The 16,050-nt window shown below is 55.0% G+C and carries 16 protein-coding genes and 3 tRNA genes; 5 read left to right on the top strand and 14 right to left on the bottom strand.

Annotated elements, in window-relative coordinates; all coding sequences use genetic code 11:
• Positions 1–14 precede the first annotated feature (14 nt).
• The 12 genes from deoD to B3B59_RS06690 form a co-directional block, all read right to left on the bottom strand.
• Positions 15–734 carry a purine-nucleoside phosphorylase gene (deoD, locus tag B3B59_RS06745; protein ID WP_040077274.1) on the bottom strand — a complete coding sequence of 240 codons (720 nt, stop codon included), beginning with the start codon at positions 732–734 and terminating at the stop codon, positions 15–17.
• Positions 735–864: 130 nt separating this feature from the next.
• The gene (gene deoB, locus B3B59_RS06740) at positions 865–2,088 is read right to left on the bottom strand and encodes a phosphopentomutase (protein WP_040077275.1); all 1,224 of its coding nucleotides are present in this window, start codon (positions 2,086–2,088) and stop codon (positions 865–867) included.
• Positions 2,089–2,141: 53 nt separating this feature from the next.
• Entirely contained in the window at positions 2,142–3,464 is a 1,323-nt protein-coding gene (gene deoA, locus B3B59_RS06735; protein ID WP_040077276.1) for a thymidine phosphorylase, read from the bottom strand.
• A gap of 54 nt (positions 3,465–3,518) precedes the next feature.
• On the bottom strand, positions 3,519–4,298 hold the full coding sequence (gene deoC, locus B3B59_RS06730; protein WP_040077277.1) for a deoxyribose-phosphate aldolase: 780 nt from the start codon (positions 4,296–4,298) through the stop codon (positions 3,519–3,521).
• 641 nt (positions 4,299–4,939) lie between these two features.
• The gene (locus B3B59_RS06725) at positions 4,940–5,722 is read right to left on the bottom strand and encodes a TatD family hydrolase (RefSeq protein WP_040077278.1); all 783 of its coding nucleotides are present in this window, start codon (positions 5,720–5,722) and stop codon (positions 4,940–4,942) included.
• Complete coding sequence (locus B3B59_RS06720) at positions 5,719–6,789, bottom strand: patatin-like phospholipase family protein (RefSeq protein WP_046885051.1); 1,071 nt, start codon at positions 6,787–6,789, stop codon at positions 5,719–5,721. Before B3B59_RS06720 ends, B3B59_RS06725 begins: the two co-directional genes overlap by 4 nt.
• Before the next feature lie 136 nt (positions 6,790–6,925).
• Entirely contained in the window at positions 6,926–7,087 is a 162-nt protein-coding gene (locus B3B59_RS06715) for a DUF1328 domain-containing protein (protein ID WP_046885052.1), read from the bottom strand.
• A 126-nt stretch (positions 7,088–7,213) separates the two neighbouring features.
• Positions 7,214–7,831 (bottom strand): molecular chaperone OsmY, encoded by a 618-nt coding sequence (osmY, locus tag B3B59_RS06710; RefSeq protein WP_046885053.1) that lies wholly within the window; start codon positions 7,829–7,831, stop codon positions 7,214–7,216.
• A gap of 304 nt (positions 7,832–8,135) precedes the next feature.
• Positions 8,136–9,725: a peptide chain release factor 3 gene (prfC, locus tag B3B59_RS06705; RefSeq protein ID WP_046885054.1), complete on the bottom strand. Its 1,590-nt coding sequence runs from the start codon at positions 9,723–9,725 to the stop codon at positions 8,136–8,138.
• A gap of 90 nt (positions 9,726–9,815) precedes the next feature.
• Complete coding sequence (gene yjjG, locus B3B59_RS06700) at positions 9,816–10,493, bottom strand: pyrimidine 5'-nucleotidase (RefSeq protein ID WP_040077282.1); 678 nt, start codon at positions 10,491–10,493, stop codon at positions 9,816–9,818.
• Positions 10,494–10,509: 16 nt separating this feature from the next.
• Positions 10,510–10,953: a ribosomal protein S18-alanine N-acetyltransferase gene (gene rimI / locus B3B59_RS06695; RefSeq protein WP_040077283.1), complete on the bottom strand. Its 444-nt coding sequence runs from the start codon at positions 10,951–10,953 to the stop codon at positions 10,510–10,512.
• Positions 10,922–11,335, bottom strand: a complete 414-nt coding sequence (locus tag B3B59_RS06690) for a DNA polymerase III subunit psi (RefSeq protein ID WP_040077284.1) — start codon at positions 11,333–11,335, stop codon at positions 10,922–10,924. Before B3B59_RS06690 ends, rimI begins: the two co-directional genes overlap by 32 nt.
• 101 nt (positions 11,336–11,436) lie before the next feature.
• Here B3B59_RS06690 and rsmC point away from each other — a divergent pair, with 101 nt between their 5' ends.
• The 4 genes from rsmC (at position 11,437) to B3B59_RS06670 (ending at position 12,931) form a co-directional block, all read left to right on the top strand.
• On the top strand, positions 11,437–12,465 hold the full coding sequence (gene rsmC, locus B3B59_RS06685; protein ID WP_040077285.1) for a 16S rRNA (guanine(1207)-N(2))-methyltransferase RsmC: 1,029 nt from the start codon (positions 11,437–11,439) through the stop codon (positions 12,463–12,465).
• Between the two features lie 147 nt (positions 12,466–12,612).
• Positions 12,613–12,698: transfer RNA gene (locus tag B3B59_RS06680), tRNA-Leu, on the top strand.
• Between the two features lie 28 nt (positions 12,699–12,726).
• Positions 12,727–12,812: transfer RNA gene (locus tag B3B59_RS06675), tRNA-Leu, on the top strand.
• A 33-nt stretch (positions 12,813–12,845) separates the two neighbouring features.
• Positions 12,846–12,931 (top strand) — tRNA-Leu (locus tag B3B59_RS06670).
• Positions 12,932–12,959: 28 nt separating this feature from the next.
• Here B3B59_RS06670 and B3B59_RS06665 read toward each other — a convergent pair.
• Positions 12,960–13,190: a DUF1435 domain-containing protein gene (locus B3B59_RS06665; protein ID WP_040077286.1), complete on the bottom strand. Its 231-nt coding sequence runs from the start codon at positions 13,188–13,190 to the stop codon at positions 12,960–12,962.
• 151 nt (positions 13,191–13,341) lie between these two features.
• On the opposite strand from B3B59_RS06665, the gene fhuF reads away from it, so the two are divergent.
• A complete protein-coding gene (fhuF, locus tag B3B59_RS06660) occupies positions 13,342–14,130 on the top strand; it encodes a siderophore-iron reductase FhuF (protein ID WP_046886516.1) in 789 nt (262 codons plus the stop codon).
• A 314-nt stretch (positions 14,131–14,444) separates the two neighbouring features.
• Here the strand turns inward: fhuF and B3B59_RS06655 are convergent, their stop codons facing one another.
• The gene (locus B3B59_RS06655) at positions 14,445–15,788 is read right to left on the bottom strand and encodes a PTS sugar transporter subunit IIC (RefSeq protein WP_040077289.1); all 1,344 of its coding nucleotides are present in this window, start codon (positions 15,786–15,788) and stop codon (positions 14,445–14,447) included.
• Positions 15,789–16,050: the final 262 nt, after the last annotated feature.

Genomic DNA, 16,050 nt, shown 5'->3' with positions numbered 1-16,050 from the left:
GGAGGACGAGATGATTAGGCTTTATCGCCCAGCAGAACGGATTCCAGCGCGATTTTAATCATGTCATTAAAGGTGGTCTGACGCTCAGCAGCAGTGGTCTGCTCGTGGGTACGGATGTGGTCAGACACGGTGCAGATGGTCAGCGCTTTTGCACCAAATTCCGCCGCGACGCCGTAGATGCCCGCCGCTTCCATTTCCACGCCCAGAATGCCGTACTTCTCCATCACGTCGAACATTTCACCGTCCGGAGAGTAAAACAGGTCTGCGGAGAAGATGTTGCCCACGCGCGCATCCACGCCCAGGTTTTTCGCCGCGTCTACCGCGTTACGCACCATATCGAAGTCCGCGATGGCGGCAAAGTCGTGATCTTTGAAACGCATACGGTTGACTTTGGAGTCGGTGCAGGCACCCATACCGATGACGATATCGCGTAGCTTAACGTCCATACGCACGGCGCCGCAGGAGCCCACACGGATGATCTTCTTCACGCCGAAATCGGTGATCAGCTCTTTGGTGTAGATGGAGCAGGATGGGATGCCCATACCGTGACCCATAACAGAGATTTTGCGGCCCTTATAGGTACCGGTGAAGCCGAGCATGCCGCGAACGTTGTTCACTTCACGCACATCTTCCAGGAAAGTTTCAGCAATGTGCTTAGCGCGCAGCGGGTCGCCCGGCATCAATACGACGTCAGCGAAATCACCCATTTCTGCATTAATGTGAGGAGTTGCCATCTTTCAGTTCCTTTTCATTGAGATTTTCCCTCTCCCTGTGGGAGAGGGTTGGGGTGAGGGCATCAGACCGCACCCTTGTTTATTATGTGCGAGGGCCGGGGTGCCGGCATCAGGCCGCACCCCTGTCACATCAGAACATGGCCTTGCCATATTCCATGTCGGACGTACCAAAGTATTTCGCGATGGTCTGGCCAATATCCGCGAAAGTTTCACGGTGTCCCAGAGAGCCTGGTTTCACTTTCGGGCCGTACACCAGCACCGGAATGTGCTCACGGGTGTGGTCGGTACCGGTCCAGGTCGGGTCACAGCCGTGGTCGGCGGTCAGGATCAGAATGTCGTCCTCACCCACCAACTCCATCAGCTCAGGCAGACGACGGTCAAATAACTCCAGCCCACCGGCGTAGCCTGCAACGTCGCGACGGTGACCCCAGGAGGAGTCAAAGTCTACGAAGTTAGTGAAGACAATGGTCTTATCGCCCGCCTCTTTCATCTCTTTGATGGTGGCATCAAACAGCGCGTCCAGACCGGTGGCTTTCACTTTTTTGGTGATGCCGCAGTTGGCGTAGATATCTGCGATTTTACCCACGGAAACCACCTGGCCATCTTTCTCGTCGACCAGTTTTTGCAGCACGGTCGGTGCCGGTGGCTCAACGGCCAGATCGTGACGGTTGCCGGTACGCTGGAAGTTACCCGCTTTGTCGCCGATAAACGGACGCGCGATGACGCGGCCAATGTTGTAGCCGCCTTCGGTCAGCTCTTCACGGGCGATTTCGCACAGCTCGTAAAGTTTATCCAGGCCAAACGTCTCTTCGTGGCAGGCAATCTGGAACACGGAGTCAGCGGAGGTATAGAAAATCGGCTTACCGGTTTTCATATGCTCTTCGCCAAGCTGGTCCAGAATCACGGTACCGGAAGAGTGGCAGTTACCAAGGTAACCCGGCAGGTTAGCGCGCTTAACCAGTTTATCCAGCAGCTCCTGCGGGAAGCTGTTTTCGTGATCGGAGAAATAGCCCCAGTCGAACAGAACTGGCACACCGGCGATTTCCCAGTGGCCTGACGGGGTATCTTTACCGGAAGAGAGCTCGTGCGCCCAGGCATAGGCGCCCACCACTTCCGCGTTACCGTCCATACCGGCGGCGATTTTGCCCGTCGCGCCTTCGTGGGCCTTCACCAGGCCAAGGCGGGTCAGGTTTGGCAGAGTCAGAGGGCCTTTACGACCGTTGTCCGCTTCGCCTTTTGCGCAGGCTTCAGCGATGTGACCCAGGGTATCGGAACCCACGTCACCAAAACGTTCTGCATCTTCGGTTGCGCCGATGCCGAATGAGTCCAGCACCATAATAAATGCACGTTTCATAATTGTTCTCCGTACGTAGTGCTTCAAAAATGAGTGATCAGATCAGTATACCGCTATTCAGTGACACGGCGATAGACCGTTGGCGTGGTTTCCGGCGCTTTATCGTCAAGGGAAATTGCCGCTTTCACCGCCTTCGCCGCTTCCTGCCAGCTGGCTTCGTCTTTCGCGTGGATCACTGCCAGCGGACGCTGTCCGTCAACGCTGTCACCCAGGCGGGCCATGTCGGTGAAACCTACGCTGTAATCAATAGTGTCCGAGGCCTGACGGCGACCGCCACCCATCGAGACGACCGCCATGCCAAGCGCGCGGGTATCCATCGCTGAGACGAAGCCTTCGGTATCGGCATACACGGCTTTGCTGAGCGTCGCCGTCGGCAGGTATTTGGCATAGTTTTCGACGAAGTCGGTTGGCCCTTTTTGCGCGGCAACCATCCGGCCAAAGATCTCGGCCGCTTTGCCGTTGTCCAGCACCGCCTGCAGCTTCGCCCGCGCCTCTGCATCGTCTTTGGCAAGCTTGCCGGAGATTAACATCTCGACGCACAGCGCCATGGTCACGTCGAGCAGACGTGGGTTACGGTACTCTCCGGTCAGGAACTGCACCGCTTCACGCACTTCGACGGCGTTACCCGCGCTGGAGGCTAGCACCTGGTTCATATCGGTCAGCAGTGCGGTGGTACGCACGCCCGCGCCGTTGGAGACGCCAACGATCGCTTCGGCAAGCGCTTCAGAGAGCTCATAGGTTGGCATAAAGGCGCCGCTACCCACCTTCACGTCCATCACCAGCGCATCCAGCCCTTCCGCCAGCTTTTTCGCCAGAATAGAGGCGGTAATCAGCGGGATGGAGTCCACGGTGGCGGTGATGTCGCGGGTGGCGTAGAAACGCTTGTCCGCTGGCGCAAGCGAACTGGTCTGGCCGATAATCGCCACGCCAACGTCTTTAATAATATCGCGGAAGCGATTGTCATCCGGGAAGATATCGAAGCCTGGAATGGCTTCCAGTTTGTCGAGCGTACCGCCGGTATGACCCAGGCCACGCCCGGAGATCATCGGGATGTAACCGCCGCAGGCTGCCACCATCGGGCCCAGCATCAGGGAGGTGACGTCACCGACTCCGCCGGTGGAATGTTTATCGACGATCGGGCCGTTAAGGTTAAGACTTTTCCAGTCCAGCACCGTTCCTGAATCCCGCATCGCCATGGTTAGCGACACGCGCTCAGGCATAGACATATCGTGGAAGAAGATGGTCATCGCGAGGGCGGCAATCTGCCCTTCAGAGATGGTGTTATCGCGAATGCCGTTGATAAAGAAGCGGATCTCTTCGTCGCTTAAGGCCTGACCATCACGTTTTTTACGAATAATTTCTTGTGCGAGAAACACGGTAACCTCCCGAAAATAGGCCGGGAGCGCAACGCGTCACCCGGCAATTCATACTTAGTAGCTGCTGGCGCTCTTACCGTCGCCATGACCCAGCGCTTTCAGCAGGCTTGCCAGCAGGCTGGATGCGCCGAAACGGTAGTGACGGGAATCCGCCCACTCTGCGCCAAAGAGTTCATCGGCAATGGCGAGGAACTGCTGGGCGTCTTCTGCGGTACGCACGCCACCAGCCGGTTTGAAGCCGACGGTTTTTTCCACACCCATGTCGCGGATCACTTCCATCATGATGCGCGCGCTTTCCGGGGTTGCGTTCACCGGCACTTTACCGGTAGAGGTTTTGATGAAATCGGCGCCCGCTTTGATCGCGATTTCAGACGCTTTACGAATCAGCGCCTCTTCTTTCAGCTCGCCGGTTTCGATGATCACTTTCAGCAGCACGTTTGCCGCGGCACAGGCCTCTTTACAGGCTTTCACCAGGTCAAAACCGACCTGCTCGTTGCCAGCAATCAGCGCACGATACGGGAAGACCACATCCACTTCGTCAGCACCGTAGGCAATGGCGGCGCGGGTTTCGGCCAGCGCGATCTCAATGTCGTCGTTCCCGTGCGGGAAGTTGGTAACGGTCGCTATGCGAACTTCCGGCGTGCCCTGCTCTTTCAGCGTTTTACGCGCAATCGGGATAAAACGTGGATAGATACAGACGGCAGCGGTAGTCCCCACCGGGGTTTTGGCCTGATGACACAGGGCGATCACTTTTTCATTAGTGTCGTCGTCATTCAGGGTAGTCAGATCCATCAGTTTCAACGCGCGCAGGCTGCTTGCGGTTAAATCGGTCATATCAGTCTCCAACGGCTTTGCCGTAAAATTTCACCTTGCGGGTCTGTGAATATTCTAACATCCGCCCGCATATACACTTCGACATTCATCACAGTTAATGAAAACTGCATACAAATTTGCATTACTGTAATGAGATCCAGTTCAAACAATCTCACCCTGACGGCTGAGGACGACGTCAGGCAGACGCGTAGTTTTTAAAAACCAGCCGCCACACGCTCTCTCCAGGTGGCTCATGCCAGACCGTAGTGCGTATTGTTATAATTCTAACACAGGAGGAAATTGAGCGTCGCGTAAAACAAATCTGCCGTCATCGCTATTGCGCTCGGCCTGAAGCCTTTTTGTAAGTGTATATCTGCCTGAAAGATGTGCACGTCACACGCACGAATGTATGCGCAGACGTAGAGTGGAAGACGACTGAGACAATTTTAACGTTGATCTATTATGCGCAGATGACGCCGGAAGTTCGCTGTTGGAGTTGGCAAAAGATATTTGCTTGTGCAGAAAATTTTACCTTAGCATCACATCGATGGATGATAAAATTTTCACAAATGGCGTTATTTCGTGGTCAGTTGTGACAACACACTGCCGCTGACAAAGATATCGGCGCAAGCGGGATCATAACGATCCCTCAGGCACAATCTTCAGAGCGGCAGATCAAAGAGCGCGCGGGTATTATCCAGCAGCGCCCCGGCGATCACCTCTGGGGGTTCATTTCGCAGTTCGCAGAGAGTGGCGAAGACCCGGGCCGCCTGCTCGGGGCGATTCGGTTGCCCCTGAAAACCGTTAAGCGGCATGTCAGGCGCATCGGTCTCCAGCAATAGCGCGGAGAGTGGCAGCTGCGCCATCACATCACGCGTTTTACTGGCACGCGGGTAGGTAATGGTGCCGCCGACGCCAATTTTGTAACCCATGTCGATAAACCGCTGCGCCTGCTGCAGGCTGCCGGCAAAGCCGTGCACCACCCCGGTACGCGGAAGATCCTGCCGCTTAAGGTGCATAGCCAGCTTATCGTGAGTACGGCGGGAGTGAAGAATCACCGGTAGCTCATAGCGTTTTGCCAGTTTTAACTGGGCCTCGAGGATCGCTTCCTGACGCGCAAACTGGGGATCAGCGCGATACAGATCGAGGCCGATCTCGCCGATGGCCACCAGCTTTTCAGGCCTGGCCTGAAGCGCCGCTTCCAGCGCCTCCAGATCGCGCTCCTGATGGGTTTCGATCACGATAGGATGCAGGCCGAGCGCAGCATACAGAGCCGGATGCTCGCCTACTAATTGCAATACCTGCTCAAAGCGCGCTGCCTGAATAGCGGGCACGATGATCGCTTCCACGCCCACCTTTGCCGCCCTCTCGATGCTGGCCGTCTCATCGCCAGTAAACGGGGGAAAATCGAAATGGCAATGGGTGTCTACAAAGCGGTAACTCACGCTAAATCCTCGTTATCAAACAGCGTATCGTTCGCCTGGGGAATATCCACCAGCGGCGTGGTAACGGCATCGTTGGCCACAGTTGCAGGCGGTACCACCACCGTAGCCGGGGGGATAAGCCGCGTATGGCGGCGCAGCGGTGGACTTTCCGCCAGCAGCTTGCCGAGGGTGGCAAGAAAATAACGCCCACACTGGCGCCCTGTTTTGTAATCTTCCCGCAGCGCGGGCAGACGACTGCCCAGCGCCATACTGCTTAAAGGCCTGGGCGGATAGATTTCGATGACGCGCACCTTTCCCGGCGGCTTATCGATGAATTGCTGGATCGCGTGATAGGTCGTCTCATGATGATGTACGAGGTTCATCAGCGGCTGCAGGCTGCTCTCCCCAAGCCAGCGCTCCATGCGCTTAAACCACTGGGGGGTGTAGTACATCTGGGAGGGAACCGTGCGGATCACCACGATTGTCTGTGCTCCACGCCGGGCCGCCTCCTGCACCGGAATGGCATCGCTAACGCCGCCGTCCAGATAGTTAATGCCATCCAGCGTGGCGCCATTGCGATAGAAACCCGGTATGGCACTCGAGGCGCGGATAATATCCAGCCAGTTCTCTTTCAGTGGGGAAAAATAGCCCGGCGTATAGTCATCGCTGCGACTTGCGCACATCCAGAAAGATTTACCGGTCTCAAACAGCCTCGCGGCGGTGTCCATCGCCAGCGGCATTTGACGAGAGGTAGAGTCCAGTAGCCAGTCGAGGTCGATCAGGTTTCCTCCCCGCACAAAACGTACCGGGTCAAAAAACTCCCGCGAGGTGGTGTAGCGCATAATGACCTTGCGGGCATAACCGGGCTGATTACAGACATAGGCAGAGAGATTTTGCGCACCCGCAGAGGTGCCGAAATAGAGATCGAAGGGGTTAAATTGCGCGCGCATAAACTCATCCAGCACCCCTGCTGTGAAGATGCCACGCTGCCCCCCGCCTTCGCAGACTAATGCTATCTGCCCGGGGCGAAAGGGTTTTATCGCCAGCGGCGCAATATTGCCGAGCGTAACGGGAATTCGCTGACCCACCTCTGCCTTCCTGTTTTTAATTATTGTGTCAGGACACAGTAACGCAAACGTGGCCTGTTCCTCAAACGGGAAAAGCCAGTCGCAAGGACTGGCTTTTAAGATGCTCCGGTATATCCGTGCTACGGATTAGCTGTTGCTACGGACGGCGTCGTCCGGTGAACAGGCTGACCAGGAACAGAACAATACCGACAACGAAGACAATTTTCGCCGCGCCAGCCGCGGTACCCGCCAGTCCGCCAAAACCAAGAGCGGCGGCAATTAACGCGATAACCAGAAATATAATGCCCCAACGAAACATAAGCCTCTCCTTTACCATAGTTAATGTCGACCGCTAAATCTGAGCGCTCAGATGCTCACGCGATATCTACAGGTGTAATTCTGATCTCGCCTTCTGGCCTCAGCCAGAAGGGCGAATTTAGATTTTTTATTTCGATTTCAGGTCGTTTTTAACGCTTTTCACGCCATCAACCGCTTTCGCGATGCTTTCAGCGCGGTCTACCTGCGCCTGAGAGTCAACCGTACCGGAGAGCTGAACCACGCCATCGGTAGTTTCAACTTTCACTTTACGTGACGGAACGATGTCATCTGCTAACAGTTTAGCTTTGATTTCGCTGGTGGTTGCAGTATCGCCTGCATAGCCTTTAACGCCCTGCTCTTTGCCATCACGGACATGCAGTTTGTCGCTGACTGAGGAGACACCCTCAACCTCTTTCGCCACTTTCACAGCCTGTTCGGCTTGTGCCTGGCTTTCAACGAAGCCACTCAGGGTGACGACAGCTTTTTCCGTTTTCACGGAGATATCGGTGCTCTTGATATTATCGTGATCCACCAATGCCGCTTTAACTTTAGCCGTGATAGCACTGTCATCCATGAAATTACCGACTTTATTCATAGAGCTATCGATTTTTTCACCTGCGCTGCTCGCGCTGTTTTGCGCCTTGTCCGTGGTGGTTTCTTCCGCCAGCGCGGAACCACTTACCAGGGCACTGCCCAACATGACGGCCAGCAGGGTTTTTGAAATCTTCACACTTTTCATATTCATCGATGTACTCCTGTTATCTACTCGTTATTCGAGCGACGAATATCCCTTAGATTCAGTCTTTAATATTGTGAGAGAACACAGGGTGAGGATGAGAGACTTATCAACACGCATTGAACAGAGCTTTCATCCACACCCGGTGTTAAACACTGAGTTAAATATAGATCACAATTTTAACGCCGCTTTCAGAATCGAGGAAAAAATGAACAACCAAAAGCAAATCGCGGTGATTTAAGAACATTCCGCAAGGAGTTAATAAGGCAGGGAATTAAGCAGAGCACGGCGGCAGCCGTGCTCTGAGAGGGGATTAGTGCTCGCGGGTTTTGCGGAACTGTACGTCAGGATAACGTTCTTGAGTGAGGTTCAGGTTCACCATGGTTGGCGCGATATAGGTGAGGTTATCACCCCCATCCAGCGCCAGTTGAACTTCGTTTTTGCGCTTGAACTCTTCGAATTTCTTCACATCGGCACATTCTACCCAACGGGCGGTCGCGACGTTGACCGATTCGTAAATCGCTTCCACGTTGTACTCGCTCTTCAGACGGGCAACCACCACGTCGAACTGCAGTACACCCACCGCCCCTACGATCAGATCGTTGTTGGCGATAGGGCGGAATACCTGTACCGCACCCTCTTCGGAGAGCTGGACCAGCCCTTTGAGCAGCTGTTTCTGCTTCAGCGGATCGCGCAGACGAATACGGCGGAACAGTTCCGGAGCGAAGTTTGGAATACCGGTGAACTTCATCATTTCACCCTGGGTGAAGGTATCGCCAATCTGGATAGTACCGTGGTTGTGCAGACCAATGATGTCACCCGGATACGCCTCTTCTACATGCGAACGGTCGCCCGCCATGAAGGTCAGCGCGTCGGAGATCACCACGTCTTTACCGATACGTACCTGGCGCAGTTTCATGCCCTTTTCGTACTTGCCGGACACCACGCGCATAAAGGCGACGCGGTCACGGTGTTTCGGATCCATGTTGGCCTGAATTTTAAATACGAAGCCGGTGAATTTCTCCTCCTGCGCTTCCACTTCACGGGTGTCAGTTTTACGTGGCATCGGCTTCGGCGCCCACTCCACCAGGCCGTCGAGCATATGGTCTACGCCAAAGTTACCCAGCGCGGTACCAAAGAAGACCGGGGTGATATCCCCGCTCAGGAACAGCTCTTTATCGAACTCGTGAGAAGCACCTTTGACCAGCTCCAGCTCATCACGCAGCTGCGCCGCCAGCTCTTCGCCAACCGCCGCGTCCAGATCCGGGTTATCCAGCCCCTTCACGATACGGACTTCCTGGATGGTGTGGCCTTTACCGGTCTGATAGAGGTAGGTTTCGTCTTTATAGAGGTGATACACCCCTTTGAACAGCTTCCCGCAGCCAATCGGCCAGGTGATAGGCGCACAGGCGATCTTCAGCTCGTTCTCCACTTCATCCATCAGCTCCATCGGATCGCGGATGTCACGGTCGAGTTTGTTCATGAAAGTAAGGATCGGCGTATCGCGCAGACGGGTCACTTCCATCAACTTACGGGTCCTGTCTTCAACACCTTTCGCGGCGTCGATCACCATCAGACAGCAGTCCACCGCCGTCAGAGTACGGTAAGTATCTTCGGAGAAGTCTTCGTGGCCCGGGGTGTCCAGCAGGTTGACCAGGCAGTCGTGATAGGGGAACTGCATCACGGAGGTGGTAATAGAGATACCACGCTGCTTTTCCATCTCCATCCAGTCAGATTTTGCATGCTGGCTAGAGCCGCGACCTTTTACGGTACCGGCGGTCTGGATCGCCTGTCCGAACAGCAGCACCTTTTCGGTGATGGTGGTTTTACCGGCATCCGGGTGAGAAATAATGGCAAAAGTGCGGCGCTTGGCCACCTCCTGCAAATAAGGAGACAACGTCATAATTAATCTTCTAAGTAAGCACGGCGAAGCGCCACGCATGATGAATACGAAAAATTGCGGCTATTTTACCCATCAACGGGGGGGAGGCAATCAGTGTTTACACAGGAGCTGCTCCAGTTCGCTCAACGAGGTAACGGTCCAGGTCGGTTCGATGCCTTCAGGCAGCGCGCGACCGTGCGCATTTAGCCAGCAGGTAGCCAGCCCGGCGTTCATGCCGCCGCGAATATCAGACTCTGCGGTATCGCCCACCATCAGTACGCGGGCGCGATCCGGATTACCGGCAAGCTCCAGCGCATAGTCAAAAATACGCGGATCCGGTTTTGGTACGCCGACCTCTTCTGAGATCACCAGCGCATCAAAGTAGTCACGCAGACCCGTGCGTTCGAGGCGGATCTGCTGCAGTGCTGTAAAGCCATTGGTGATAATCCCCAGCTTCGCTTTGCCTTTCAATGAATCCAGCAAAGAGACGGCACCCGGCAGCGGAGCGCAGATTTCAGCCATCGCATTAAGGAAGGCATCATTCAGTACGCCAGGGCTGACGTTCAGGCGGCCGGCCCAGAGGTCAAAACGCTGATGTTGCAGCTGTAACGCAGTGATGGCGCCATTCTGGTAATCGACCCACAAAGGTTTGTTCACCGCCTGGTAATCCTGAAAATCCTCAGCGGTAAAGGTGATGCTGTAATCCAGAAACATCCGCTGTAAGCCGCCAAACGAATCGAAAGTAAACAGCGTTTCGTCGGCATCAAAGAAAATCCAGTCCCAGTTCATTTTACAACCTTTTTAGTTATCCAAGCGGTAGAGCCATGATGATGGCGTCTTCACGTCCTTCTGCAGTGGGGTAATAGTTACGGCGAATCGTCGCCTCGTTGAAGCCTAAGCTTTCATACAGGGCGATGGCGGCGACGTTCGATGCACGTACTTCCAGCCACAGCGTGAATACGTCTCGTGTTTCCAGCTCGCGAATAAGGTGCTCAAGCAGCGCCCTGCCCAGGCCACGGCGCTGGAAAGCAGGATCGACTGCGATGTTAAACAGCGTCGCTTCATCCAGAACAACCTGCGTGATGGCGAAAGCCGCCATAGTGCTATCGACATCCATGCGATAGTTCAGATACCGCTCACCCTGGTTGCTGGCGAAGGTTTTTTCACTCCACGGAAAGGCGTGGGCGCGTTTTTCAATGGCAAACGCCTGCGCTAAATCAGTCGTCGTGAGGGAAGAAATTGTGTTCATGTTCGCAGATTTGTTGCCACAGCGCGCTGAGGGCGGCCGGGTTGGCTTTAAGTTCGTCCAGCGCTGGGGTAGCAAGATTGCTGCCGTTAAGCGCCATCGCTTCCGTCACGCCGAGCTGCCAGCTGTTACAGCGACTCCCTTCTGGCAACATCGCCACGCGCTCCGGAGTGAGCTGTAGCACCTCATCGGGCGTCAGCTTCAGGGCGCGAAGGACATCGGTCACGAAAGGCTCGCTCAGCGCGGGCAGATTATTTGCCACCATCACCAGGCGCACATGCGCAGGGAGGGAGATGGCGATTTCGCCCTGCAATGCCGCCGGGCGGCGCAGCGCCCACTGGGTAATGCCCAGCTGCTGTAATTGCCTGTCTCGTCGGGATGTCATTGCGAAAACTCCTGTCTGTCAGGCGCGCAAATATACCAAACTCGTCGAATCTGCGCCAACAAACAACTATAATCGCCGCCACTGATTATTGAGGAACAACTATGTCTGCATTTACCCCGGCAAGTGAAGTCTTGCTGCGTCACAGTGATGATTTCGAACAAAGCCGTATTCTGTTTGCCGGAGATATGCAGGATGACCTGCCTGCCCGTTTCGATTGTGCCGACAGCCGAGCGCACACTCAGCAGTACCACCACTGGCAGGTTTTAAGCCGTCAGATGGGCGAGCGTGCGCGCTTTAGCCTGGTCGCGGAGCAGAACGATGTGGCTGACTGCGACACCCTGATCTATTACTGGCCAAAGAATAAGCCGGAAGCCCAGTTCCAGTTGATGAACCTGCTCTCACTGCTTCCGGTGGGCTGCGATATCTTCATCGTCGGCGAGAACCGCAGCGGTGTGCGTAGCGCCGAACCGATGCTGGAAGAGTACGTCACGCTGACCAAAGTCGACAGCGCCCGTCGTTGCGGCCTCTATCATGGCCGTCTGGACAAAAAACCGGCGTTCGATGCCGAAAAATATTGGGGAGAATACGCCCTCGATACGCTCACCATCAAAACCCTGCCGGGCGTCTTCAGCCGTGACGATCTGGACGTAGGAAGCAAACTGCTGCTTTCAACCCTGACGCCACATACCAAAGGTAAAGTGCTGGACGTGGGCTGCGGTGCAGGGGTGCTCTCCGCGGTGCTTGCCAGCCATTCGCCGAAGGTGCGCTTAACCCTGTGTGACGTGAGCGCGCCGGCCATTGAAGCCAGCCGCGCGACGCTTGCCGCCAATGGTATTGAAGGTGAAGTGTTCGCCAGCAACGTCTTCTCGGACGTGAATGGTCGTTTCGATATGATCATCTCAAACCCGCCTTTCCACGATGGTATCGAAACCAGTCTTGAAGCGGCCCAGACCCTGATTCGTGGAGCGGTGCGCCATCTGAACAGCGGCGGCGAACTGCGCATCGTCGCGAACGCCTTCCTGCCATATCCAAAAATCCTGGATGAAACCTTTGGCTTCCATGAAGTGTTAGCCCAGACCGGCCGGTTTAAAATTTATCGCGCCATCATGACACGCCAGGCGAAAAAATAACGTCTCCTGCCCGGCGTAAGCCGGGCACCGTTAAAGCCCATTTTTGCACCGTTCACGCTGCCCCTACGCATTTTTCTGTTGACGTCCTTCTTAAAACATCTAGAATGCGCCTCCGTGGTTACGATACTTTTAAAGTATCGATGGTTTGCGAAGGTGGCGGAATTGGTAGACGCGCTAGCTTCAGGTGTTAGTGTCCTTTGGATGTGGGGGTTCGAGTCCCCCCCCTCGCACCATAAATCACGTTGATATTGCTCGCACTGGGCGAAGGTGGCGGAATTGGTAGACGCGCTAGCTTCAGGTGTTAGTGTCCTTAGGATGTGGGGGTTCGAGTCCCCCCCCTCGCACCAACGAGGCGATATCAAAAAAAGTAAGATGACTGTGCGAAGGTGGCGGAATTGGTAGACGCGCTAGCTTCAGGTGTTAGTGTCCTTAGGATGTGGGGGTTCGAGTCCCCCCCCTCGCACCAAATCTTACCTTCTCTCTTGCAGTACCCTTCACTTCAGATTCATCATCAGCACCAACATCCCACTGATTAGCGCAACACACGATGGCAGCAACACAAAGTGCCGTAATGTTTTATGCCAGATCATGACCGATGTCAGCAGTAACCCAGTGACGATAATCCCTTTCCAGATCGCCATAGGCAGATCGACAAAGGCCAGCGTGGCGATAATCATCGCCGGCAGTAATATCCCCCACCCACTCCCCAATGCTCTGCTTAACATAGTCTGTCCCGCACACTGATAATGATAACCAATATCATATGGTAATATTTCTCATTTGTCAGCACAGGCGGGAGTAAAATCCCTTGCGATCGGTTTTATCTATAGTTAGGATTGGCAATCATTATCATTTAGATTTTTATCCAATCCGCTTATGGCCATACAGTCCGCACAAGCCGTTGAAAATATTCTCTGGCGCGCACCTCTTCCCACCGGGAGGTCGGCGCTTGCGGATGCGTTGCACAACACCATCGCCCAGACGCGTGAGCATCTGCTGGAGTTCATTAAACTGGATGAAGCTCCCCCGCACAGCAGTATGACCCTGGCGCAGTGGCGCCGTCCGGTTGAGCTGCAATCGCTGTTGGCCGCCTATTCGGATCACATCTACCGTAATCAACCCAGCCTGACGCGTGAAAACAAGCCGCTCCTCTCTTTGTGGGCGCAGTGGTATGTCGGACTAATGGTGCCGCCGCTGATGTTAGCGCTGCTTGCGCAGGATACGGCGCTGGATGTCTCTCCCGAACATTTCCATGTGGAATTCCATGAAACCGGGCGTGCCGCCTGCTTCTGGATCGACGTCCATGAGGATAAGCAGACGTCCCGGCTTTCAGCTCAGCAGCGAATGGAAGTGTTGATTACGCGGGCGCTGGTTCCGGTCATTGAGGCGCTGGAAAAGACCGGGCAGATAAACGCGAAACTCATCTGGAGCAATACCGGTTACCTGATCAACTGGTATCTGAATGAGATGAAACCGCTGCTGGGGGAAGAGAACGTTGACGCATTGCGTCACGCCTGTTTCATGGACCGCTCGCTTTCTGATGGCAGCGATAACCCCCTTTTCCGCACCGTTGTTCTGCGCGACGGTTTGCTGGTGCGCCGTACATGCTGTCAGCGTAACCGCCTGCCCGATGTGCAGCAGTGCGGCGATTGCACACTGAAGTAGGTTTTTGAGGGCGGATGCCCTTCCCCACGGCCCCGCAACGAAATCGGTGCTTCGCACTGCGCTCACCTCCCGACCTCCTGCCTGCGGTCGGCTCAACTCGACGTCCCTGTCTCGCTTCGCCTCTGGCCGCCATCCATGGCGTCCAGCCCTTGTCATCCGGTCTCCGGTTCGCCGATTTCAGCGGGGAGTCAACACCCGTGCACCGGTCAGGCCGCAGAGGAACCGGCATAAAGCAGAGATGCCTTAGTGAACGGAACGATTCCACCGTGCTTAACCGATCGGCATTATAACCTCAGTTGCCGGTTTGCTTTTACCTAAGCCACCTGCTGGCTCTCCTCTTCCGCGCGCTGCGCCTCTTCAGCCTCCTGCGCGAGCAGCTGTTTCTCGTACACCTTGAAGAACGGGTAATAAATAATGGCAGAAACCAGCGCCAGCAGTATCACCAGTACGGCGGCCCTGAAATCCCAGCCCAGTGCCCATGCCGCGCCAACCGGAGCCGGGGCCGTCCAGGGGACCACCGATATCACGCGTCCAATCAGATCCAGTTTCATTGCCGCCCATGCCAGTACCGCATTGACCATAGGTGCCAGCAGGAAGGGGATAAAGAAAACGGGGTTCATTACGATAGGGGTGCCAAAAATCACCGGTTCGTTAATGTTGAAGATGCTTGGCACCACACTCAGACGCCCAATAGAGCGTAAATGCGCAGACCTGCTACGTAAGTAGCAGAAGACCAGCCCCATGGTTGCACCCGAGCCGCCAATCACGATAAAGAAGGTCCAGAACGCCTCCATAAAGATGTGCGGCAGCGGTGCGCTCTGTGCCAACGCCGTCTGGTTCATCCCGAGGTTAGTGAGCCAGAACATCTGCAGCATGCCAGAGACGATGGCAGCCCCATGGATCCCTGCAAACCAGAGCAGGTGCCCAATCAGCACCGCCAGCAGAATGGCTGGCAGCGAATCGGCAGCCGACACCAGCGGTTTGAAGATAGCCATAATGGCCTGCGGGATGAGCATATCGAACTGCGACTGAATAAACAGGCTCAGCGGATAGAGAGTTAACACCACCACCAGGACGGGAATCAGCAGATCGAAGGAGTTTTTGATCATTGGCGGCACCTGGTCAGGCAGGCGAATACCAATGTTGTGCGCTTTCAGGAAACGCATCATCTCCACGCAGTAGATCGCGACAAGGATGGCCGTAAAAATCCCCGTCCCGCCAAGGCTGTCTACCGGCATCGCCCCTTTCGTTTTAGGCGCGGCGATGAGTAAAAACGCCATTAAGGAGAGCATGGCGCACATGAACGGGTCAAGCTGATGCGAGTTAACGTAATGCTTGCCCAGGTTGTAGGCAATGGCCGCGCAGATGTAAATGGACATAATGCCCATGGTCATATCAAACGGGGTCAGGATTTGGCCTTCAAACTGTTTTGCCATATCAAGCCAGGCGCGGGCAAAGCCCCAGGTGGTATCTGGCGAGAATGGCGGATAGGCAAACACCAGCAGGAACGAACCCACAATCATAAACGGCATGGCTGAGATAAAGCCGTCGCGGATGGCCATAACGTGGCGTTGGGCAGAGATACGCCCGGCAACAGGACTGACATAATTTTCGACAAAACGGAATATCAGGTTAAACGCAGCATGGTTGGCAGACATAACGGCTCTCCTGTCACAGGTTCGTTTCGGGCGCCTGCGCGCCGCACGGTGTTCCATAAACCACTTTCACCACCTTGCTGGTTCGTCTACCAGCGGTACTGCTCAAACGGATAGGTTTCATAGTCGACTCTTATTATTGGATACAGGGGGAGTTACGTATTCAGTATTAATCTCTGCATACGGCAACTGCAACCGGTTACTGTAACCGGTTTCCGTGAATGTGAAGGCGATCCAGAAATCACTGATACGGGATTTTTGTTAC

Origin of the sequence: Leclercia sp. UBA2479 (genome assembly GCF_002341985.1) — a bacterium.
Taxonomy (GTDB): Bacteria; Pseudomonadota; Gammaproteobacteria; order Enterobacterales; family Enterobacteriaceae; genus Enterobacter; species Enterobacter pneumoniae.
This window is presented reverse-complemented; position numbering and strand designations above follow the sequence as displayed.